Genomic DNA, 23,085 nt, shown 5'->3' with positions numbered 1-23,085 from the left:
CCAGCCTAACTTTTTAATAATTATATATTATTTTAGAATTATTTTCAATAAGACATTAAAAATAAATGGAATACCTTCCAACCTAAAAATCACAAATTGTTAGATATCATATTGCACTAATGATAAGACATCATAATTCTTTAATTTATCTCTTCCATTTAATTCTGTCAATTCAATAGCAAAATCTAATGAAACAACTTCACCACCAGCTTGTTCAACTAATTTAGCAACACCTTCAACAGTTCCTCCTGTTGCTAATAAATCATCAACAATAGCTACTCTTTGTCCAGGTTTTATTGCATCTTTATGAATTTGTAATTGATCTTCACCATACTCTAAATCATAATTAATTGATATAGTTTCACCAGGTAATTTGCCTGGCTTTCTTACTGGTATAAAACCTATTCCTAAAACATATGCTACAGGTACACCAAAAATAAAGCCTCTTGCTTCTGGCCCTACAATTAAATCAATTTGTTTATCTTTTAAATGTTCAGCTATTTGATTTATTGCCTCTCTTAAAGCTTCTCCATCACTAATTAAAGTTGTTATATCCTTAAAGCTAATTCCTTTCTTAGGAAAATCTTCAATAATTCTTATCTTTTCTCTTAAATCCATTTTTAATTCCTCCAACTATTATTTAAGTTAAAATTTATGATTTAGTAATGTAAATAAAATAAATATATATTTTAATTTGAAATACATTTTAACGATGTAGTCTTCTTTAACGTTGATAAATATTTAACTATTTGATCCGCTCTATCTTTATCATTAGTAGTTAATAATTCCAATACTATTCGAGCATTATCCATTATCCCTACAGCTCCTATAGGTGGAATCAATAATTCTATTATTTTATTTATACCATCATCATTAAATTCTTTTATATTGTTAAATTCAATAATTGATCTCAATCCATTATTGTTTGTATTAATTAAAAACTTATTTCCTTCTTTAATTAATACCCCATTTTCACCTTTAGCTGATACTTTTGCCCATTGTATTCCAATAAGAATTAAATCCAAATATTTATTTATGCTCTTCATATTATAATAAATTGCAATAGCTTGCATAAGTTTAAATGCTAATCCGCTTATGGACAAATTCTTATACCTATATTGGCATCCCTTTTGACTTGGATTTATGTAAATGTAATCATTAACAAGGTCACTTTCCTCATTCTCTAAAACAATTAAATCTATTCCTAAATCTTTACACAAATCTACTTCTTCTTTAGATTTTAATCCTATACCTAAAGTAATTAAAAGTTCAGCTCCTAAAAAATCCACATTATTTTTAATATCCACTGAATTTATTACAGCATCACTTTCTTGTCTGTCATATATTAGATACTCTACATCAGCATTTAAATACTTTAAAACAAGAATTAAAGATGAAACTGCACAAATCCCATCAACATTATATGTACCATAGACTACAATCTTTTGTCTATTATTTATTGCTAAAGCTAATCTTTCTATTGCTTTATTCATATTTTTAAGAATAAATGGGTTATATCCGCTAATATAATTTGGACAATATATACTTTCCCAGAACTTACGCATGGCCTATTCCTCCATAAAATTAGAAAACACCTTTATTATAAATGATTATAATAAATTTTACAATCGTTTTGTTGACAAATAAAAAACCTCCAAACTATTCTGGAGGTTTTCTATTATTTCCAGTCACTAAACACTTTGTAATTTTTTCTTTCCGCCTCTAACTTTATCCTTTAAGTATACCCAAATTGGTGAAGCAATACATATTGATGAATATGCACCACTAATAATACCTATTATTAAAGGAATAGTAAAGGTTCTAACAGATGGAACTAACACATTCATAGCTAATATTGTAACTACAGTTGCTAAGGATGTGTATAATGATCTTTTTATTGTTTCAGTTAAACTTACATCTGCAACTTCAATTGGCTTAGCTCTTCTCATAATTTTAGTGTTTTCTCTAATTCTATCAAAAATAACTATAGTATCACACATAGAATACCCTACAATTGTTAGTATTGCCGCGACAAATGGAGTATTTACTGGAATGTAAAATATAGTGTAAACAGAAAGAGTAACTAATATATCATGAATTGTAGCTGCAATTGCTGCTACACCAAATTTAAATTCAAATCTAATAGCTATATAAACAAGCATTACTGCAAAAGCACCAAGTAAAGCTAAAATCGAGTTTTGAGTCAACTCTTTACCAACTGATTGCCCAATTTCATCTTGTGAAACTAATGCTTTATCATCTAATTGATATTTATTCTTTAAATCTCCCATAATTGAAGCTAATTTAGTACTATCAAGATCCGCTGACTTAATTTCATATTGATTATCATTTAATGTATTTGTGCTAGCATCTGGAGCATAGCCTCTAACAATAGAATCAACATCTTCTTTATTTATACTTTCGTTTAATTGTATCTTTATATCTGAACCACCTTTAAAGTCTATTCCAAAGTTTAATCCTCTAAAAGCTAGAAACCCTAACCCAATAACAATAATTATAAAGGAAATTGAAAACCATATTTTTGTCTTTTCCATAATTTTAAGCATGTTTTTCATCCTCCTTTTTTAATTTCACTCCAAAATGAGATACTTTGCTTATGAATCCCATATCAACAGCTAAGTTAACAAGTATTTTTGTTACTAATAAACCAGTAAATAAACTTATAATTATACCTATCATCAATGTAATAGCAAAGCCCTTTACTGTTCCTGATCCTATAAAGTATAAGATAAGTGCTGCAAGTAAAGTTGTAACATTTGAGTCAACAATTGAAGATAATGCATGTTCTCCACCTTTTTTAACAGCTGCTTTAACAGAATAGCCCTTTAGTAGCTCTTCCTTAGTTCTTTCAAAAGTCAATATATTAGCATCAACAGCTACACCAATAGTCAGTAAGAAAGCTGCTATACCAGGAAGTGTTAATGTAACACCTACTTCTACAAATACTAAAAGTGTAAGTACTATATATAAGGTTAAAGCAATATCTGCCATTAAACCTTGACGTCTATAATTAATTAGCATAAATAAGAATACTAATCCAACTCCTATAACTCCTGCTTTAATTGAATTAGGAAATGCTGTTGCTCCAAGTTCAGCTCCAACATTGCTGACTGTAACCGCTTTTACTGGAAGTGGAAGAGCACCTGAATTAATTAATCCTGCTTGAGATTTAGCTTCTTCTAATGTATACTTTCCAGTTATTGATGCTTTACCATCATTTATTTGTACTTGAACTCTTGGATTTGAAATCTGTTCATCATCAAGATAAATCCCAATATTTTGTCCTATATACTTTCCTGTTGCATCCGCAAACTTTTTAGTACCTTCATCATTTAATTCTAATCCAATTTCATAACCACCTTGTTGTTGGTTAAGTTGTGCTGTTGCCTTTTTAACATCTTTACCTGTTAAAATTTCATCTCCATTTGGTCCTTTAAATACCAAATTACCAGATTTACTTAAACTCTGAACTATATCATTAGAATTAGACATTCCAGGAACATCAACTCTTATTCTTTTTTCACCTTCTGTTGTAACAACAGTTTCAGCTACTCCAAGTTTATTTACTCTCAAAGAAATGTGCTGCTTAGCACTTTCTAATTCTTCCTTAGTTACTTTATCTTGTTGAATTTCCATCAACACAGAAACTCCACCTTGTAAATCAAGTCCTCTAGTTATTACTTTATCAAAAGATTTAACTTGCCATCCGCCAACGACAAAGCCCTTAAATCCTGCAAAAGCTAAAAATAATATTACGACAACAATTGCTATAAATCCTGCCGAACTTTTGCCTTTCTTTTTCATCTTAATCCCCCTCTGTAAATTATGTCTTTTCTTATTAGTATTTTATTTCTCTAATTTAGTAAAATTTTGAATTGTAAATCCATTAATTTTCTATACATTATGTAAAATACCAAAATACTTAAAATTAAGAATCACAGTTCTTACAAAAAGAATCCATCAATTCTTAATTTTAAATATTGTTATAATTCATATGTTGCACATTGTTCATTATAGCATACTATAATATCTTAGCAAAGTTTTTTATTGATCCATTATAATAGGAAGAAGATTAATAATAAACTTAAATTATCTTTACATATGTATAACTTTTTCTAATCTTAGCAAAATACAAAAGAGCTTATAGATTTATTCCAAGCATTCCAGCTAGAGTTCCTACTGCTAAAGCAATAATAAGTTTAACAAAATCAAAAAGATTAAAAACTAGTTCACCGCTAAAACAGCTGGTCAATATGAATAAGACTAGGTAATATCCAATTGCAACTCCAAACCCTACAAGCCAGCCCTTTGACTCATTTTTTTTAGCACCTATAACTGCTCCTAAGCTTAAACTACATAAAGATATGATCACATAGATAGCATTGAATATTCCTTTACTGAATGAAAGCTTTGTCATCAACACCGACAAGACGGCTACACCAATAAAGCTAAGAATTACAGTTCCTATAGTACCTTTTGCTACAGATTTTAAATATTTTGCATTTTCCATTCAAATAACACCTCCTAACACTTCATTTTATGAAGCATTAGTCGGTATTATGATTATTCAGCTTTCATTTTATAAGCTATTCCACTTTTTTCAAATTTAATCCTAGTTTTAGCTGGACTTGTTTCAAGAGTAATAGTATTTTCATCCATATGTGTTATTTTCCCTATAATTCCACCTCTTGTAACAACTTCATCATTAACTTTCAATTCTTGAAGCATACCTTGATATTTCTTCTTCCTCTTTTTTTCTGGTAATACAAGTAAAAAATAAAATATTACTATTATCGGTACGAAAAGTGCTAATTGATAAAGAATTGCAGACATATTCTCCATATTAATCCTCCATATTTTTTCTATTTTTTTCTATTCCACGATATGTAGTTTACATTTTCTTGTGATTAATGTCAATATTCACTAGCGCTAACTAATCAATATATCATCTTAATACTAAGATTATTTTGTAATAATTTACAAAAATATTTATTTTTTTAATATATATCCTATGCTTTTCCTTGCCATTCAATTAGTTTCTTTTCCTTAAACTCTTTGAAATATCCTCCATCAATTGCTGTTCTTATATCTGCCATTAATTTATTATAAAAATACAAATTATGTAACACGCATAATCTCATTGCCAACATTTCTTTTGCTTTAAACAAATGTCTTATATAAGCTCTTGTATAGTTTTTACATGTAGGACACTGACACCCTTCATCAATTGGTCTTGTATCAAGTTCATATTTCGCATTCATTAAATTCAACTTGCCTTCACCACAAAATACATTCCCATGTCTTCCATTTCTCGCTGGAAGTACACAATCAAAGAAATCTACGCCTCTTTCAACTGCTTCTAAAATATTGTTTGGTGTACCAACCCCCATTAAATATATCGGCTTATCTTCTGGTAAATGAGGGACAACAGCATCTATTACTCTATACATTTCTTCATGAGTTTCACCAACGGCTAAACCTCCAATGGCATATCCATCTAAATCTAACTTAACAATTTCTTGGGCATGCTTAATTCGAATATCTTCATAAACCCCACCTTGGTTAATTCCAAATAGCATCTGCTCTTTATTAATAGTATCTGGCTGTGAATTCAATCTATCCATTTCATCTTTACATCTTTCAAGCCATCTAGTAGTTCTAGCTACAGATCTTTCAACATACTCCCTTGGAGCTGGATTTTCAATACATTCATCAAATGCCATTGCTATAGTTGAAGCTAAATTGCTTTGAATTTGCATCGATTCTTCTGGTCCCATAAATATCTTTTTTCCATCAATATGAGAGTTAAAATATACTCCCTCTTCTTTTATTTTTCTCATTTTTGCTAATGAAAATACTTGGAAACCACCTGAATCTGTAAGGATAGGTCTATCCCAATTCATAAATTCATGTAATCCTCCAAGTGCTTTTACAACCTTATCTCCTGGTCTTAAATGAAGATGATAAGTATTAGAAAGCTCAACCTGGCATCCAATTTCTTTTAAATCCATACTTGAAACTGCACCTTTTATAGCAGCTAATGTACCTACATTCATAAATACTGGTGTTTGAATAGTTCCATGTGGAGTTTCAAATTGTCCTCTTCTTGCTTTTCCATCTTTTTTTAATAACGTGTATCTTTTACTCACAAGCGTCACCTCTTAAATATAATTTTGTATTTTTATAAACGCTTGATTAATGTCACCTCATCAGCGTAATTAATTTAGTTCACAGTTTATGCCCTTTAGGGTACCCTGTGGGCACTTTACAGTTATGAGTTCTAGTAAATCCATTTAACTCAAAACTCTTAACTCCTAATTGATAAACATTGCATCTCCAAAGGAAAAGAATCTATACCTTTCATTTACTGCTTCTTTATAAGCATTCATAACATTATCTTTTCCAGCCAATGTAGAAACAAGCATTATCAAGGTTGATTCTGGCAAATGAAAATTTGTTATTAGTTTATCTACAACTTTAAATTTATATCCTGGATATATAAAAATATTAGTCCATCCACTTTGTTCTTTTACAAAACCATTTTCATCACCAATAGTTTCTAAGGTTCTTGTAGAAGTAGTTCCAACAGAAATTACTGCATTGCCTCTTTTTTTAGTTTTATTTATAATATCTGCGGTTTCCTTTGATAGCATATAAAATTCAGAATGCATTTCATGATCTTCTATAGTGTCAACCTTAACAGGCCTAAAAGTTCCAAGACCAACATGTAATGTTAGGTAAACTACATTAACGCCCTTAGCTTTTATTTCTTCTAATAATTCTTTTGTAAAATGTAACCCTGCTGTTGGCGCAGCTGCTGATCCATTTTCTTTTGAATAAACCGTTTGATATCTTTCTCTATCATCTAATCTTTCGTGAATATATGGCGGTAATGGCATTTCTCCAAGTGAATCTAATACTTCTTCAAATATTCCATCGTAATAAAATTCCACTATTCTGTTTCCATTATCTTTAACTTCAATTACTTCGGCTTTTAATTTCCCTTCACCAAAAGTAAATCTTCTTCCAACTCTTGCTGACTTCCCTGGCTTTGCTAAACATTCCCACTGATCTTTTTCAACTCTTTTAAGCAGCAAAAACTCTATCTTTCCGCCTGTTTCTTCTTTTTCTCCTATTAATCTTGCCGGCATTACCCTTGTATTATTTAATACCAAAGTATCACCTTCATTTAAATATCCAATAATATCTCGAAATTTTTTGTGATTAATCTCTCCTGTCTTTTTATTTAAAACAATCAACCTTGAAGAATCTCTTTCCTCTAAAGGATGTTGAGCTATCAACTCTTCTGGTAAATAAAAATCAAAGTCTTTTACGTTCATTTTTCTTTATTCTCCTAACTAACTATAAGCTTTAAGTAAATATATATTAAGAATAAAATAAATTAAATTCTTAAATTCTTGGTTGCAGAAAAGTTCCGTATTGTGGCATAGCCACTCTTTTCATAGGTGTAAATTCTTAAATTCTTGGTATTTTACTCCTACCTTACCTAATTATCAACTATATTAAGTTCCGATGTTGCAGCATAGCTGCTCTTTTTATATGTGTATATTAATCTTATTATTTAAATATTTAGCCTTCAAAAAAGCTTCCTTGCTTACCATTACTATCCTTTTTCTTTGGGTTATATACTCTGCCCAAATGTTTGTAAGCTTTTTCACTTGCAATCCTTCCTCTAGGTGTTCTTATGATAAATCCCTTTTGAAGCAGGTATGGTTCATAAACATCTTCTATAGTTCCTAATTCTTCCCCTATAAAATAAGACAGTGTTTCTATCCCAACAGGGCCTCCATTAAAATTATCTATAATAGCTTCCAATATTTTATTGTCAACTTTATCAAACCCTTGATTATCTACTTCAAGTAATTCTAAAGCTCCTTGCGCTTCTTTTAATGAAACTAATCTGCTTCCTTTTACTTCTGCATAATCTCTGACCCTTTTTAATAATCTATTGGCAATTCTTGGTGTCCCTCTTGATCTTTTTGCAACTTCAAGAGCCCCTTCTTCAGTGATTTGGCAACCAAAAACAGTGGCACTTCTAATTACTATTTCTTTAAGTTCTTCATCTGTGTAATATTCCATAGCGCATAATACACCAAATCTATCCCTTAGTGGTGATGTAAGCATTCCAATTCTAGTTGTTGCTCCTATAAGCGTAAATTTAGGAAGATCTATTCTTATAGATTTTGCTGCTGCACCTTTTCCTATAACTATGTCCAAAGCATAATCTTCCATAGCAGGGTAGAGTATTTCTTCAACCGTTCTATTTAATCTGTGAATTTCATCAATAAATAACACATCATAATCCTTCAAAGTAGTTAAGATAGCTGCTAAATCTCCTGCTCTTTCAATTGCAGGTCCAGAGGTTATTTTCAAATCGCCTCCCATTTCTTTAGCAATTATATTTGCTAAAGTTGTTTTTCCAAGACCTGGCGGACCATATAATAAAGCATGGTCTAAAGCTTCTTTTCTATTTTGAGCTGCTTTAATAAATATATCTAATCTTTCTTTAACCTTCTCCTGCCCTATGTATTCACTTATCTTCTGAGGTCTTAGACTAAGCTCTGAATTGAAATCTTCCTGTAACTCAGACGGATTAACTATTCTTTCCAAAAAACCTCCCCCTTTTCCTAAGAAAATCTTTAAAATTAATTTATGTAAATAATATTCAAACCTAAATGTACATCAAGCGCCACCATCTACTTCACAACTGTTAACTGTGAATTATTAACTTTTAGCTGACCAAAACCTTCAAAGCACTTTTAATAATGTTTTCAACACTATCTTCTTTGTTAACTTTCTTAAGAGCTGTGTCAGCTTCCTTTTCGCTATATCCCAATGCTAGCAATGCACTTAATGCTTCAGATATTATCATAATATTTTCATTTCCTTGAATGTCTATACTCTCAACGCTATCTAATAATTCATCAGGCTTTAACTTATCCTTTAGTTCTAAGATAATCCTTGCTGCTGTCTTTTTACCTATTCCAATTCCTCTGCAAATATGTTTTTCATCACCAGTCATTATTGCATATTTTAAGTTGTTTACTCTACTAATTGATAATAGTGATAACGCCGCTTTTGGACCAACCCCGCTAACTGTAAGCAGCAACTTAAACATTTCTAATTCATCCTTTGAATCAAAACCATAAAGCCCAAGAAAATCTTCCCTGACGATCTGCTCTAAATAAAGCATAACTTCCTCTCCTGACTTCGGTAAAGAAGACATAGTTGCACCAGATGTAAATATTTTATAACCAATTCCACTATTCTCTACTATTATATAATCTTTATTTATTCCTACATATTTTCCTTTAATATATTCGTACATCTTTCTTCCTCCAAACTATGTCAGCTAGTATGAATTATAAATCATAAAAAAATCGTAGGCGACTGTGGAGCCGGAGATTTTTTTACGCATCTGCCTTTTCGAACGTATGTGAGAAAAATCTGCACATTAGAAATGACAGCTATGCTGCATATGAGAACATCTTATGCAGGCGAATATGATTTATTTTTTATTTTTTTCTTATACACAGCTCATTAAAATAGCCTTTTTCATATATTATCCACAGATTTTACTGCATAATAAATTCCTAAAGAATAAAAAACATTTATAAAAATAAGGTCTGTAAAGAAAATTTACACATTATTAAAACCTAACATATACTTTATCATTTTAAGCTAAATCTTTCAATAACGTAATTTTTATATTTCTTTAAATAAAAATAAGGTATGAGAGTAATTAATTACTCTCATACCTCATTATAAAACATATATCATTAAATACTAAGTTCAAATTAATATTAAGATAAAAACTCAGACAAATTTTCTTCTGCATCATCTTTTGTATTATATTCAAGTTCAAAATTCTCAATTTTGTTCTTATCAATATCATTTAAACTTTCAATTTTCTTACTATTAGTATATACGTCATTGCTGTTTTCAATTAATAATGTACCATTTTCATTAGTCTTATATATAGCTAAGTATCCATCCTTTTCACCAATATAATATTTATTAGGCTTTACAGATTTTGAACTATCCTTTTTATATGTCATTTCTCCATTTTCTTGGACCTCTAAAACATATCCTTTGTTTTTTAATTCCTTTGATAATTCTGCTTCAGTCAAGTTAGAATCCAAATTAAGTTCTTTCTTTAACTCAGCTAATGTTAATACCTTCTCCTTCTTTTCTCCTGAAACCAAACAAATTTTCAAATTGTCACTTAATTCTTGACTTTTATCTGTTTCACTGGCTCTAACAGAATTATTCTGTGTATTTTTATTTGTTATATATTTATTTGAAAAATAATACGTTATCGAAAATATAAGTGCTAAAATTATTACCATCCATACAAATAGTTTCTTTTTATTTATCATATTCTTCACTCCTTTATCCATGGAGTATAGCCACTTTTTTTAATTAATATACAAATAAAATTATATCTTGGCATTTCTTTTTATATTCAAACAAAACTCTATAATCTACATAAGGCTATATCAATCAGATCATTCTTATCGTATTCTATTTATAAATCCACATTTTCTACATAACTCTTCAACAGCTTTACGATTTGAAAATCCATTATATATTTCTTCAGCCCTTTTAGAATTCAAAATACCCTCTAATGGCTCTTCAAAAATATTTCCAAGTGTAATACTACCTTCACTATCAAGGCAACAAGGCACAACAGTTCCATCAACAAGTATTCCTATTTGATCTCTAAGTCCATAGCAAAAAGCCCTCTCTCCTATTTCTTCTGCCTTTAAAGACGGCCACTTGAATTTTTCACCCATACTCAAATATAAATTCTTTTTCAGTTTATAACTGTTCTTCTCTATTAAAATTTTTTTCAAATCTTCTTCTAGATTAAACTTATTTTCTAACAGTTTAAATATATCTATGTTTAAATCATTGCTAGCTTTGTACCTTGTATCTAAATTCCATAACCTCAAAGAGCATATTATATTCGTATTTGCTGTTGCATCATTAACGAAATTAAGAACATTTTCTATATATTCCTCAAATGTAATTTTTTCTTCATTTGCTTCAAAACTATGCAATGAAACGTTAACCTGTCTTAAAGCTGAAGATTTCAATAATATTTCACTCACATTATTTATTAATGTGCCATTAGTAGTAATATTCACCTTTAATTTATTCTCATCACTTATTCTTAAAAATTGTTCTAAATTACTATTCAAGAAGGGCTCACCCATCAAATGAAAATATACATGATCTGTATATGGCTTGATATTCTTAATAATATGTTCAAAGCTACTTTCTCCCATAAATTTCAATTCTCGAGATGTTTTAGGGCAGAAATTACAGCTTAAGTTACATATGTTTGTTATTTCTATATAAACCTTTTTAAATCTTTTCATTAATTTTTACTCCATCTTATTAGTTACTTTAAAAATAAGAATACACTATTTACAAAAAGTAATCAAATTCTTCGAAACTCCCCTTATATTATTTTCATTTCAAAATTTAATATATATTAAAAGAGATATGATCAAACTCATATCTCTTTTAAAATGTAAGAAGCAAGTGCAATTAAGCACTTGCTTCTCCTTAGCCACTGATTTTTACGTTGTCCGCCAACTGGGTACGACCGTCTGTCGTACATTGCCTCCGGGATTTTTCCGTTGCCCGTCACCAACCACATACCTCGTAGGATATGCTCTTCTGCCGGATTGAAGTGTCAGTACACTAAGATAAATCTAAACCTTTATCTTGATATAATTATAACTTATTATTAAAACAAAATCAACAATATTTTTGAATTTTCTGATTATTTTTTATTGTATTTATTTATAATTATTGTAACTTATATAACTATAAACTTCACTATTAATCCATAAATTGTAAAAATAGTATGGGTACATTTTATTTATTACAAAAATTAACTTATAATAATGTGATTAGAAAAAAGGAGGATTATTATGAATTTAGAAAAACAAAAAAAAATTGCAGTCATTAATGATATAACAGGTTTTGGTCGCTGTTCTGTAGCAGTTGCTTTACCTATTATTTCAGCAATGAAAATTCAATGCTGTCCATTACCAACTGCAATCTTATCTGCACATACTGGCTTTTCTAGTTTTTTCTTTGATGATTATACTCCTCATATGAGAGAATATATGAATAATTGGAATGATCTAAATATAAATTTCGATGGAATTTGTACTGGATTTCTAGGTTCAAAAGAACAAATTGATCTTGTAATTGATTTTATTAAAATCTTTAAAAATAAGGATACTATTGTTATTGTTGATCCTGTTATGGGTGACTATGGTAAAATCTATTTAACTTACACTAAAGAAATGTGTGATGAGATGAAACGCCTAATAAAATACGCTGACTTAATCACACCTAATCTTACGGAAGCATGTAAACTTCTTGATATACCTTATCCAACTAAGAGTTTATCACTTAATGAATTAGAAGACATAGCAAAATGTCTCTGTGATAGTGGCCCAAGCAAAGTTGTTATTACTGGTCTTCAATATGATGGTATAATACAAAATTTCATATACGAGATTGGAAAACCACACAAAATTATTAATGTTGAAAAAATTGGTGAGGATCGTTCTGGTACTGGTGATATATTTACTTCTATTGTAGCTTCAAGTATAGTAAAAGGAAAAGATCTAGTTTATTCAGTAGAAAAAGCAACTGAATTTATAAGTAAATCAATTGAATACACTATAAAACAAAACATTCCTGAAACTCATGGAATTTGTTTTGAAGAATTCTTAACCGAATTGTAAATAACTATTTGAAATTAAAGAATATTATTTTTAAGGAATGAGGAAATGTCTTATGGTTATCTTATATACAGCAAAAAAAGGTGTTTATATCAATCTAAATGATATTTCAGAAGAAGAAAAAATTTCAGGTGACTTGAAAGTATATGTTAACTTAACTAACAAATGCTCCTGCGCCTGCACTTTCTGCTTGAGAAATACTAAAGAAATGAAAGAAAGTAATAGTTTATGGCTTGAAAGAGAACCAACTTACGATGAAATCATATCAGAATTTAAAAAATACGATATAACTAAATTTAAAGAAATCATATTTTGCGGCTTTGGTGAACCTACAATGGCTCTTGATACATTAATCAAAGTAGCAGAATATATAAAAAATAAATCTGCTAATACACCTATACGTCTTAATTCTAATGGTCTTGGTGATTTAGTTCACGAAAAAGAAATTGCTCCTTTATTTGAAGGATTAATTGATACAATATCTATAAGCTTAAATTCTTCTAATGCTGAAGAATTTTTAAAGCTAACACGAAATAAATACGGCCTTTCCTCTTATGATTCTATGATAAGATTTGCTATAAGCTGCAAATCTTATATTCCAAATGTTGTTATGACAGTTGTGGATTGCATAGGAGAAAAAGAAATTGCAGCTTGCCAAGCTATTTGTGATAAAATTGGTGTTCATTTAAGAGTTCGCCCATTTGAATAAAAATAATTGTGACTATCTTACTTTAGAAAAAATATTAATATTATTAAAATTAGAAAACTCAATTTCTAAGCTTTAGATCTTAGGAATTGAGTTTTTATTATATTAATTATTATCTTTCTAAAATTTCTTTTTGAATTTTTTTACTTAGTGAATTTAAGATTAAACTATACGACATATCTGTCATTTGTTTTATAACCTCATCAGGAACTTTTCCTCCAATGTATATGGAATTCCAATGTTCCTTATTCATATGATATCCTGGAATTATATCCTCATACTCATCTCTCAAGAATCTTCCAAAGCTCGGGTCACATTTTATTGTAATTATTGGTGTGCCCTCTTTATCTCCTCCAAGCATCACAAAAATTTTTCCTCTTACCATATATCTAGTTGCATTCCATTCTTCTTTAAAATCTTTTTCAACACCTTTTTTATCAAGGCAATATTCATCAATCCATTCATATCTCATAATACTATTCCTCTCTTTACTAATTAATTACCACCTTTGTTCCCCTTGGTATATTATCATAAATCCACTTAGCATTTTCTTTAGCAAGTCTTATACATCCATCAGATAATCTCATTCCAAGTCTTCCATCTCTAACAGAGCCATCTAAGTTATATATAATTGAGTGAAATAAATAATTTCCTTTAAACTGTGTATAATACCAACACTTATAACCTTTCTCAACTCCAAAATATAAACCTTTTATTCCAACTGTAAAAACACCATTAGGCGTTGGAGTGGATGGTTTTCCTATAGTACAAATATAACTATTAATTAAATTCCAATTATTTTTGCTTCCTTTAAAAATATTCACCTGAAACTTTTTTTTATTTACCCAAATTAAATAATTAGTATCACTTTCATAATTACTTATAGCACTTGAATTCTTTAAAATTGCTTCTTTACTTTCAGCTCTAGTGTCTTCCAATTTACATTTTCTATTTCTAAAAAATTTAGATAAAATCTTCACTATTTTCATTCCTAAAATCATTATTAATAAAACAATATATGTTCTTTTATCTAAATTTGAGCTTATAAATATCAAGTAGAATATTTATTATAAAATATTCTTGTTAAACTAATTGCAAGCCTGACATCATAACCCTCTTAAAATTTATTATAAAAATCATTGTAAATGCTCAACTCTATATCCAATTTCTTTATTTGCTAGTCTATATCCTTGTTTAACCATTTCCACTTCATTCAAAGAGACTCCAAGCAAATTATCTATTGTAATTTGGTTCCTATTGCTAAAAAATTTATTTAAAAGATTCTCTTCTATCATTTTTTGAGTGGCCACTGTATAATCATCTAAAATATGTTTAACATTAAAACCTTCATTACTTAGCGCCCTTCCAACCAATATGCTTCTGTGACATCTTATCGGATCCTGCATAGCCCCTAGTAATGCTATTCTATAACCTTTTTCACACCCCTTCTTCAATCTTTCTATTCCATTTAAGAATTCTATTTCAGTAATTACTTTTTCAAAATCCGAATATCCTTCTTTATTATATGATCTTTTATTTTCTCTATTTGCTGCAAATTCCTTTGCCATATATATGTATAAAAAACCTGCTTCCTTTAAGGTTCCAGCTATTGTTTCTTTATTGTATTGAATATTATATTTTGAATAAGGAATTCCACGAATATCTACAACACAATTAATATTATAATGTTTTAACATATGAATTAACTTTTCAACTGCGTAATTTGAATGTCCAATTGTGTATATCTCCATCTTTTCTCCTATTCATAATTTAAATATTATTTATTATTCTACATTATTTTATAAAGATACTTATAAATATTATTATAACTATCACTGCTATTATTATAAATGAATAAATTTTAAATCCAAAATTAACTGCCTTTGTCGCTTTATTTCCATATAATTTATGCATTGGCAGAGAAGCATAGTTCCCATTTTTATCAAACAAAATAGAAGTATATCCATCTGTTGCTATAAAGCCATCTTCTGTAGTACTTATCGAAAGACTATCTATATTCATCTTTCCTTTTCTGCAACGCTCAATTATAATTTCCTTGATGTTATCTTCCATATAATTCGCCTCCAACTTATTTAAATTTATCCCCCTTCTCTTCTTACCTAAACTTTTATGATCTTTATCTGATCTCTATCCAATACCTTTGAACTATTTCTTCATCTTCCATTACTTCATTTTCTAAAATGCCGCCATTTGCTATAATCGTTTTAGCTGAACCAACATTATTTTTATCGCAAGTAATTAAAACTTTGTCTATTCCAATCTGTTTAGCAATTGGTAAGGCTAAAGATAACATTAAAGATGCATATCCTTTTTTACGCTCAGTTGGCCGAATACCATAACCGATATGACCACCATAATTAAATAAATAATCATTTAGTCTCATTCTTATATTGATAGCACCTATAATCTTTCCACTTTCATCTACAGAAAAATATGTAACCGCTGGAACCCAATGCTTTGGACAAGTTTCCTTGTTTTCTATTTCATAGGTATATTCCAACCATTTTTCATAACTCATATCAAACAGTCTTGCTGAAGATGGTATTATTTCTTCATTATAATCCTGCCATTCATTAACAAATTTATAGTATTCCTTCTCCATTTCTTTATTAGCTTTTATTAATTTCATGTTAAATTCCCCTACTTCGCTTATATTAATATAAAGGTGATATATTTACAATATAATACACTTTCCATTTACTTTATTATACATAAATATATATAATTTGTATAACAAAATATACACTGTTACTTAGTAATATTTGATAAAAAAATCCTTGCTTATTTCTTCAATAAACAAGGATTCAAAAAAGTATTATTTATCATTTAAATATACTTTATAAACAAGCTTAATCAGAATTTTATATAAGATAAAACTTCCAATAAGAGCTAAGCTCATGCAAATTCCAAATATTACAATATAGTTCTGTATAAGAATATTTAGCACTACAAGAATTGCTGATATGACAAATATAATAAACATAATTAAAAGAGGCATGTAATTTTTCTTAAACATTGCTTTTTCATTTTCCCATTCTAATTTTGGCGATTTAAAATCAATAAATATTCCAAATAGTGATATTACCAATATTGCTGCTACAGATACTAAAAATCCTAAAATAAATAATAATGGGCTTACTCCAATTATAACAAGTGCTATAGCTACAATTATTGAACCGGCCCCATTTATACATACTGAAGAAATTATCTTTGAATATAATTGAGTTTTATAGGAAACAGGGATGTATTTAGATACTAAAATATCTCTTCCTTCCCTTGATAGTGCTGTAGCACTAGCTCCTCCTGTCATTACAGACATTGATGCTAAAACAAATGCACCCACAATAACAAATCCATAGATACTTGTGCCTTGGCTTAACATATTTCTTATTTCACTTATATTACTTCGTGATAGCATTGCAACTCCAAGTATTGCAGGCATGTAAAATATCATAGCTATACAATTAATAAAGTATGTCGGAGTTCTAAACATTATTTTAATATCTTTTATTACTAAAGCTTTCAACGGAGAATTTATCTGAATAAACTTTTTAACTTTCCCATTTTCTAAAATATTTTCTTTTTTACTATAAGATTCTGATATTCCTATTATTCCTTTTAAATATAACTTTCCGCCAATATATGAATATATAACAAATATAATTATGCTTAAAATTAAACCTAGAAGTATGTATATTAATCCCCTAGTTTCATTATTATAAAGCAATCCATATGAAGAAAATTTATTAGTAATAAAAATTCCTGTCATCATGTCCATCATACTATTATGACCTTCTGAAAATTTCAAAAGTGCCTGTTCCTGAGACATATTACCTTTTGAACCAGAATTTAAATAATTAAAAACAACAATTAAAATTAAAGTTGCACATCCTGTGAACATCCTAAATCCATCTTTATGTTTTGACAAACTCGTAAATCTCATAAGAATCATACAAATAATTGAAGCTAGAACCATAGGTAATACAGGAGTTATAATTAGTACAATTATAACGTACAAATAATAAAATATATTTGCTTTAGATACCACCCCAAAAGCTACTAAAGGAAGTATCAACATTGCAGTATAAATATACATATTTATTAATACTGCTGCAAATTTACCAATTACTAACTCACTACTTTTTATAGGAAGTGGCAATAAAACTTCTATATCATCTGAAAAATAAAATACATTCATTATTGTATATATTCCAAAGAAAAAACAAACAGTTGCACCTGCAGAAATTATAAGCGATAACAACATACCTTCCTGACCAACAGCATGAAATTCTTCATAACCAAGCCCAACCATCATCGTAAATGGCATTGATATCATGCTTACTCCGAAAATCATTAATGCTACTAGAAATGCTGATTTTTTTTTGCTACTTCCAAACATTTCACCAAGGGCATTTTTTATGAAATATTTTGTTACAACACTAAGCCTGTTCATCTTCAGTCATCTCCAAGAACATTTCTTCTAAGGATTCATTTTCCTTGAATTTATCGTGCATATTTTCTAAAGTTCCATTGAATATTAATTGCCCCTTATTTATTATTGCTACTTTATCACAAATTTTTTCTGCAACTTCTAGTACATGAGTTGAAAAAATCACAGTGTTTCCTGCATCAGCATGTTCTCTCATCATTTCTTTTAATGTGAATGCAGCTTTTGGATCTAAACCAGTCATTGGTTCATCCAAAATCCACACCTTTGGATTATGTATCATAACTCCAATTAATACAATTTTTTGCCTCATTCCATGAGAATATGCTTGAATTTTATCGCCTAAAGCAGATTCCATTCCAAATCTTTTTGACATTTCCATTATTCTTTCTTCCCTATCTTCCTTAGAAACCCCGTAGACATCTGCCATAAAATTCAAATATTCTATTCCCGTTAATCTTAAAAACATATCTGGACTATCTGGAACATATCCAAATTGCTCTTTAGCTTTAATTGGATCTTTATTAATATTTATGTTATTAATTTCAATTATTCCATTAGTCGGCGCTATTATTCCAGTTATCATTTTAATTGTAGTAGTTTTTCCTGCGCCATTAGGTCCCAATAATCCATAAATCTCTCCATCATTTATTTGTAAATTCAAATTATCAACAGCTTTATATGTACCGTTATAACTCTTTGTTATATTGTCTATTCTTATCATAATAAAAGCCTCCCTTTCATAGGATTATTATACTAAATTTTAACTTCTTGGCAACTTAAAATAACCTTAATTTCCTAAAAATATAGATAATATAACAATCAATATTATTAAGTAACATATCTATAAATAAATATGAATATAGTTCGATAATAAATTTGTAATGTTATTCCATTTATAGAAAGGAGATATTTTTATGGAAATAAAAGTTGAAGAAAAAAATAATACTGCTTACGCTATTAATTCAAATAATAAATCAAACAATAATATTTCAAAATTTGAAACGATACTAGATAGTGTATCTGCTAATTCTAGTAATAGTCAAAAATCAAACAACGATAAAAATACACTTCAAGCTGATGTAGATTCCCCTGTTACACCTCCACAAACTAGATATGAATCAAAAAAAAGCATTGAAATTGCTTTTGCAATAAAACGTATCATTGAAACAATAGGTCTAAATCCCATGGATTATGCACGAAAAGATTCTACTTTAGATGTTCGACAAATGCTTATTGACTACGATCATTCTAATAAACCTGCGCTAACCACTCGTGAAGTAAGTGTTTTATATGATCAAATTAGTATTTTATATAGAAATGGTCTAATTACAGATGATGATTATTTTTATGTTTCTAAAGCCTTAGGTGCTAAATTAGAAGCAATTAAAGCAAAAATGCAACCAGAAAAGCAATTAATTTCCCTTATTGATAAAATAAAAAAGATCGATTCATATTATAACGATAAAAATTAAGAAAAAAGCTCATTAGATCTGCTTGTTAATCTAATGAGCTTTAAGTTAATATTCATATAAAATAAACTTCTTATGATATTATTTCTTTTACTTTTGAAATCAATTCATCTTTTATCAAATCTTTTTTAAGGAAAGTTGTTGCACCTAGAGCTTCTACAACACCTAATTCATTAGAAAAATTATATTGCCCACCATCAGAAAGAACAATTACCTTGGTTTGCTTATCTTTTTCTCTTAAATCGACTACAAATTCTAAACCGCTTTTTTTAGGCATGTAAATATCTGTAATTACTAAGTCAATATTTCCAAGCTCTTTAAACTTAACAAGTCCATCTTCGCCATTAATAGCTTCATACACATTATAATTTTCATCTTCTAAGAGACCTCTTATAAACATTCGAATACTTGCCGAATCATCGATTAATAGTATATTTTTCTCACTTTCCCTCATAGCTTAAAACCACCCTTCTTCAACCATCGAAATAAAACCAAACTAATACCTTAGCTCAAATAATTTATTGCATTATATAAGCATATTTTTTATAAATATGCTTTATGTATTTTTATAATACAATTATGTATAACATTACTATAACATTACGAACCGCAATTTTCAATATTTGAATACAATTTTCTCCAATTTATTATTACTTTAATTATATATTAACTCTATTTTTACAAATTAGATACTAACAACATTGTACTTCTTTGAATATAATATTGATAAATAAATCTTAAGGAGTTTTTAACTAGATGTTTAATGAATCAAATATTCCTTTCGAAGATGATATAAATTTTGAAAAATTTAATTTTTCAGCTCTTCCTTTTGAATCATTCGAAAGACAAAAAAATCTTTTTCCTTCAATGCCTGATGATAATATTCCCCCTGGATTAAATCAACCAAACTTTAATTATCCAGGTGGAACATTTAATCCTCCTGGAATACCTAAATCACCACCACCTAATTACATTCCTAAGAAAAATGCTCCTGAGGTGCAAAAACTTGGTGCCTATCCTGGAGAAGGTGGAATATCTACTAAAGCTGTGAGCTCAGGTTCAATAAGATTTTGTCTTTATAAATACACATACATTTGGGAAGTTAGTGGTAGAAATTATTGGGCCTTTTTATTAAATGTTGATAGGCGCTCTGCTTCTGGATTTAGATGGTTTAGAAATACTTGGGTTTATTGGGGGATAGACTTAAGAAGAATTGATTCTTTTATATGCTACCGAGCAGATGACATTAATGATAATTGTCCAACTTGTGATAATTTGACTAGAGATAAAAAGTCTCAAATAAATATTAACAAGGATTTCTCATTAAATGAAACAAGAGAGATATATTCAAATACTTTGTCTTCGATTGATATTCCAGAATTTAAAGAAGAAATTATAAATAAAGTTGTAGGTTGTATAGATGATACTATATTAAAAAATGATCTTCCTTGTGTTAAAACAAGAGATATTGGTTATAGGCTTACCTTAGAAGTAAGTTACCCATACAACTTTGATAATACAATTAAAAACACTATTAAAAATTTTGTTGATGAGGCGAGTGATGGCGCTACTAAAATTATCTCTGCTAATAGAAGTTATACCTCTTCAGATCCTCTTGAAGCATACAACGTATCTTTGGCATTAGTTCCAGAAGCCCTTAAAGCTTTTTCAGAATCATTCAACAAAAAGCTTAGTTCATTAGCCATATCTGAGAGTAACGCTATAACTTATTCAATAAGAAGTGAAAAGATTTATACCAATTGGAAACCTCTTATTAATACTAATCCATTTTAGTATACCCTGAAATTTCTGATAAATTTCAGCTATACTATTTATAAACTCAAAATATTAGAAATAAGCCTATTTAAAATTTAAATAGGTTTATTTCTCTTTATATTAATTATTTAATTTTACCTTCATCAAATAAATCAGCTTAGCTTTATCCAAATTATGCCAATTCTTTTCCTGCCATATAAATAAATGTCTGAAATAACTTTAAAAATTCCGGATGATTTTCAATTAAGTTTTCTGGATGCCATTGAACTGCTACCAAAAATTTATCATTTGTACTTTCAATTCCTTCAACTATATTATCATTAGAAACTGCTGAAATTTTCAAATTTTCTCCTAGCTTCTTTACACTTTGATGATGAAATGAATTAACCTTTAAATCTTCTGTTTTAAATATATCAAATAATCTGCTACTTTTTTCTATTTTAACTGAATGATAGAGATTAGATCTTAAGGTTTGTCTTGGAGCATGACCATAACTATTAGGAATTTGAAATTTAATGTCTTGATACAAATTTCCTCCCAAAGCAATATTAATAAGCTGAAGACCTCTGCATATCCCTAAAATGGGAATATTCTTTATATAAACTTCCTTAAAAAGCTCCAACTCGAATTTATCTCTTTCCTCAATTATACATTGAACCTCTTTTCTTGGTTCCTCATTATAAAACAAAGGTGAAATATCTTCTCCTCCTGTGAATATAATTCCTTGAATTTTATCAATATAAACTTTTATATTCTCTATATTGTCACTAAATGGTATAAGAATTGGTGTTCCACCAGCTTTTTGTACTGCTTTAATATAATCATTATTTATAACACTGTATGCTTTTTTAGATTTAACTCTATTAGATAAAGCTAATCCAATTATTGGTTTCATTAGTTACTCCTCCTTAGCTAATTTTATACATTATCAATTAATGCTTTAAATAAATTCACAAAATCTTTGTGTTTTAAACTTAAATCTTCTGGATGCCATTGTACACCAACTAAAAACTTCCTACTAATGCCTTCAATTCCTTCTATAATTCCATCTTTTGCAGTAGCTGTAACTTTTAAGTTATCTCCTAAAGCTTTTATTGCTTGCTTATGAAAAGAATTCACTTCTAGTTCTCTACTTTTAAATATATCAAATAATTTACTATCTTTATCAACTATTACTTCATGAAAAAAATCATATACCTGCATCTCTGACTGCATGTGACCATGACAATTTGAAAATTGTAAATTAATATCTTGATATAAGCTCCCCCCTAAAGCCACATTAATTAGTTGAGCTCCTCTGCATATTCCTAGGATTGGCATATCCATATTATATGCCTCTAGAAAAAGATTAAATTCAAAATTATCTCTTGAATTATTTATTATAAACTCTATTTGTAGTGGATTCTCACCGTACTTCAAAGGAGATATGTCTTCTCCTCCCGTAAAGACAATTCCATCAATTATATTTAGATATGACTTTATATCTTCAAGCTCTTCTGTAATAGGAAGAAATAATGGCACTCCTCCTGCAGCTTCAACTGCTCTTAAATAGTTATTACTTGCTAAAGTAAATGATTTTTCTATTTCTATTTCATGCATAGTGGTTATACCTATTATAGGTTTCATTTTATTTCATCCTCTCCCTAGTCTTGCTGCCTACAATATTAATTGTAGTTCTTATCATAAGCATAGTCTTATTTTCTCCAATTGGTTTTATTATTTCACATTATAATAAATATAATAACATTATATTTATTATCTTAGAAATAAAAGATAATAATTTTATAAAGTATCTTAAATAAAATGTATGAACCAGTAAATACTATAGTTAAAATCATATTTAAGAGGGTG

At 28.8% G+C, this 23,085-nt stretch carries 26 protein-coding genes; 4 read left to right on the top strand and 22 right to left on the bottom strand.

Annotated features, from left to right (window positions below; genetic code table 11):
- Positions 1-99: 99 nt before the first annotated feature.
- The 12 genes from CSPA_RS12530 to CSPA_RS12475 all read right to left on the bottom strand — a co-directional run bounded on the left by CSPA_RS12530 (position 100) and on the right by CSPA_RS12475 (position 11,426).
- The gene (locus CSPA_RS12530; RefSeq protein ID WP_015392649.1) at positions 100-618 is read right to left on the bottom strand and encodes an adenine phosphoribosyltransferase; all 519 of its coding nucleotides are present in this window, start codon (positions 616-618) and stop codon (positions 100-102) included.
- Between the two features lie 71 nt (positions 619-689).
- Positions 690-1,565 carry a DHH family phosphoesterase gene (locus tag CSPA_RS12525; protein ID WP_015392648.1) on the bottom strand — a complete coding sequence of 292 codons (876 nt, stop codon included), beginning with the start codon at positions 1,563-1,565 and terminating at the stop codon, positions 690-692.
- A gap of 126 nt (positions 1,566-1,691) precedes the next feature.
- The gene (gene secF, locus CSPA_RS12520) at positions 1,692-2,567 is read right to left on the bottom strand and encodes a protein translocase subunit SecF (protein ID WP_015392647.1); all 876 of its coding nucleotides are present in this window, start codon (positions 2,565-2,567) and stop codon (positions 1,692-1,694) included.
- Complete coding sequence (gene secD / locus CSPA_RS12515; protein WP_015392646.1) at positions 2,560-3,825, bottom strand: protein translocase subunit SecD; 1,266 nt, start codon at positions 3,823-3,825, stop codon at positions 2,560-2,562. Before secD ends, secF begins: the two co-directional genes overlap by 8 nt.
- A gap of 337 nt (positions 3,826-4,162) precedes the next feature.
- The gene (locus tag CSPA_RS12510; RefSeq protein ID WP_015392645.1) at positions 4,163-4,531 is read right to left on the bottom strand and encodes a TIGR04086 family membrane protein; all 369 of its coding nucleotides are present in this window, start codon (positions 4,529-4,531) and stop codon (positions 4,163-4,165) included.
- 53 nt (positions 4,532-4,584) lie between these two features.
- A complete protein-coding gene (gene yajC / locus CSPA_RS12505) occupies positions 4,585-4,863 on the bottom strand; it encodes a preprotein translocase subunit YajC (protein ID WP_015392644.1) in 279 nt (92 codons plus the stop codon).
- Between the two features lie 167 nt (positions 4,864-5,030).
- Positions 5,031-6,170: a tRNA guanosine(34) transglycosylase Tgt gene (tgt, locus tag CSPA_RS12500; protein ID WP_015392643.1), complete on the bottom strand. Its 1,140-nt coding sequence runs from the start codon at positions 6,168-6,170 to the stop codon at positions 5,031-5,033.
- Positions 6,171-6,335: 165 nt separating this feature from the next.
- Positions 6,336-7,361, bottom strand: coding sequence for a tRNA preQ1(34) S-adenosylmethionine ribosyltransferase-isomerase QueA (gene queA / locus CSPA_RS12495; protein WP_015392642.1), 1,026 nt, complete (start codon positions 7,359-7,361; stop codon positions 6,336-6,338).
- A gap of 250 nt (positions 7,362-7,611) precedes the next feature.
- Complete coding sequence (gene ruvB, locus CSPA_RS12490) at positions 7,612-8,652, bottom strand: Holliday junction branch migration DNA helicase RuvB (protein ID WP_015392641.1); 1,041 nt, start codon at positions 8,650-8,652, stop codon at positions 7,612-7,614.
- A 121-nt stretch (positions 8,653-8,773) separates the two neighbouring features.
- Complete coding sequence (gene ruvA / locus CSPA_RS12485) at positions 8,774-9,370, bottom strand: Holliday junction branch migration protein RuvA (RefSeq protein ID WP_015392640.1); 597 nt, start codon at positions 9,368-9,370, stop codon at positions 8,774-8,776.
- Positions 9,371-9,845: 475 nt separating this feature from the next.
- Positions 9,846-10,421 (bottom strand): hypothetical protein, encoded by a 576-nt coding sequence (locus tag CSPA_RS12480; RefSeq protein ID WP_015392639.1) that lies wholly within the window; start codon positions 10,419-10,421, stop codon positions 9,846-9,848.
- A 135-nt stretch (positions 10,422-10,556) separates the two neighbouring features.
- Positions 10,557-11,426, bottom strand: coding sequence for a radical SAM/SPASM domain-containing protein (locus tag CSPA_RS12475; RefSeq protein WP_015392638.1), 870 nt, complete (start codon positions 11,424-11,426; stop codon positions 10,557-10,559).
- A 561-nt stretch (positions 11,427-11,987) separates the two neighbouring features.
- On the opposite strand from CSPA_RS12475, the gene CSPA_RS12470 reads away from it, so the two are divergent.
- Together CSPA_RS12470 and CSPA_RS12465 are read left to right on the top strand one after the other, a co-directional pair.
- Positions 11,988-12,815 carry a pyridoxamine kinase gene (locus CSPA_RS12470; RefSeq protein WP_015392637.1) on the top strand — a complete coding sequence of 276 codons (828 nt, stop codon included), beginning with the start codon at positions 11,988-11,990 and terminating at the stop codon, positions 12,813-12,815.
- Between the two features lie 52 nt (positions 12,816-12,867).
- Positions 12,868-13,521 carry a TatD family nuclease-associated radical SAM protein gene (locus CSPA_RS12465; protein WP_015392636.1) on the top strand — a complete coding sequence of 218 codons (654 nt, stop codon included), beginning with the start codon at positions 12,868-12,870 and terminating at the stop codon, positions 13,519-13,521.
- A 109-nt stretch (positions 13,522-13,630) separates the two neighbouring features.
- Here CSPA_RS12465 and CSPA_RS12460 read toward each other — a convergent pair whose 3' ends face one another.
- The 7 genes from CSPA_RS12460 to CSPA_RS12430 all read right to left on the bottom strand — a co-directional run bounded on the left by CSPA_RS12460 (position 13,631) and on the right by CSPA_RS12430 (position 18,710).
- Positions 13,631-13,990, bottom strand: a complete 360-nt coding sequence (locus tag CSPA_RS12460) for an MmcQ/YjbR family DNA-binding protein (protein ID WP_015392635.1) — start codon at positions 13,988-13,990, stop codon at positions 13,631-13,633.
- A gap of 19 nt (positions 13,991-14,009) precedes the next feature.
- Positions 14,010-14,498: a L,D-transpeptidase gene (locus CSPA_RS12455; RefSeq protein ID WP_015392634.1), complete on the bottom strand. Its 489-nt coding sequence runs from the start codon at positions 14,496-14,498 to the stop codon at positions 14,010-14,012.
- Between the two features lie 156 nt (positions 14,499-14,654).
- Positions 14,655-15,269, bottom strand: a complete 615-nt coding sequence (locus tag CSPA_RS12450) for a DUF488 domain-containing protein (protein ID WP_015392633.1) — start codon at positions 15,267-15,269, stop codon at positions 14,655-14,657.
- Positions 15,270-15,312: 43 nt separating this feature from the next.
- On the bottom strand, positions 15,313-15,591 hold the full coding sequence (locus CSPA_RS12445) for a hypothetical protein (protein ID WP_015392632.1): 279 nt from the start codon (positions 15,589-15,591) through the stop codon (positions 15,313-15,315).
- Between the two features lie 64 nt (positions 15,592-15,655).
- Positions 15,656-16,168, bottom strand: coding sequence for a GNAT family N-acetyltransferase (locus CSPA_RS12440; RefSeq protein WP_015392631.1), 513 nt, complete (start codon positions 16,166-16,168; stop codon positions 15,656-15,658).
- 186 nt (positions 16,169-16,354) lie between these two features.
- The gene (locus tag CSPA_RS12435; RefSeq protein ID WP_015392630.1) at positions 16,355-17,992 is read right to left on the bottom strand and encodes a putative ABC transporter permease subunit; all 1,638 of its coding nucleotides are present in this window, start codon (positions 17,990-17,992) and stop codon (positions 16,355-16,357) included.
- Positions 17,979-18,710 (bottom strand): ABC transporter ATP-binding protein, encoded by a 732-nt coding sequence (locus CSPA_RS12430; RefSeq protein ID WP_015392629.1) that lies wholly within the window; start codon positions 18,708-18,710, stop codon positions 17,979-17,981. Before CSPA_RS12430 ends, CSPA_RS12435 begins: the two co-directional genes overlap by 14 nt.
- Before the next feature lie 193 nt (positions 18,711-18,903).
- Here CSPA_RS12430 and CSPA_RS12425 point away from each other — a divergent pair, with 193 nt between their 5' ends.
- Positions 18,904-19,461: a hypothetical protein gene (locus CSPA_RS12425; RefSeq protein WP_015392628.1), complete on the top strand. Its 558-nt coding sequence runs from the start codon at positions 18,904-18,906 to the stop codon at positions 19,459-19,461.
- A gap of 70 nt (positions 19,462-19,531) precedes the next feature.
- On the opposite strand, the gene CSPA_RS12420 is transcribed toward CSPA_RS12425, so the two are convergent.
- Positions 19,532-19,912 (bottom strand): response regulator, encoded by a 381-nt coding sequence (locus tag CSPA_RS12420; protein WP_015392627.1) that lies wholly within the window; start codon positions 19,910-19,912, stop codon positions 19,532-19,534.
- A gap of 302 nt (positions 19,913-20,214) precedes the next feature.
- Here CSPA_RS12420 and CSPA_RS12415 point away from each other — a divergent pair, with 302 nt between their 5' ends.
- Positions 20,215-21,252, top strand: a complete 1,038-nt coding sequence (locus tag CSPA_RS12415) for a hypothetical protein (RefSeq protein WP_015392626.1) — start codon at positions 20,215-20,217, stop codon at positions 21,250-21,252.
- Between the two features lie 154 nt (positions 21,253-21,406).
- Here the strand turns inward: CSPA_RS12415 and CSPA_RS12410 are convergent, their stop codons facing one another.
- Both CSPA_RS12410 and CSPA_RS12405 read right to left on the bottom strand, forming a co-directional pair.
- A complete protein-coding gene (locus CSPA_RS12410; RefSeq protein WP_015392625.1) occupies positions 21,407-22,129 on the bottom strand; it encodes a gamma-glutamyl-gamma-aminobutyrate hydrolase family protein in 723 nt (240 codons plus the stop codon).
- 23 nt (positions 22,130-22,152) lie between these two features.
- Positions 22,153-22,860 carry a gamma-glutamyl-gamma-aminobutyrate hydrolase family protein gene (locus CSPA_RS12405; protein ID WP_015392624.1) on the bottom strand — a complete coding sequence of 236 codons (708 nt, stop codon included), beginning with the start codon at positions 22,858-22,860 and terminating at the stop codon, positions 22,153-22,155.
- Between the last annotated feature and the right edge of the window lie 225 nt (positions 22,861-23,085).

Origin of the sequence: Clostridium saccharoperbutylacetonicum N1-4(HMT) (assembly GCF_000340885.1) — a bacterium.
In the GTDB taxonomy this organism is placed as follows: domain Bacteria; phylum Bacillota; class Clostridia; order Clostridiales; family Clostridiaceae; genus Clostridium; species Clostridium saccharoperbutylacetonicum.
This window is presented reverse-complemented; position numbering and strand designations above follow the sequence as displayed.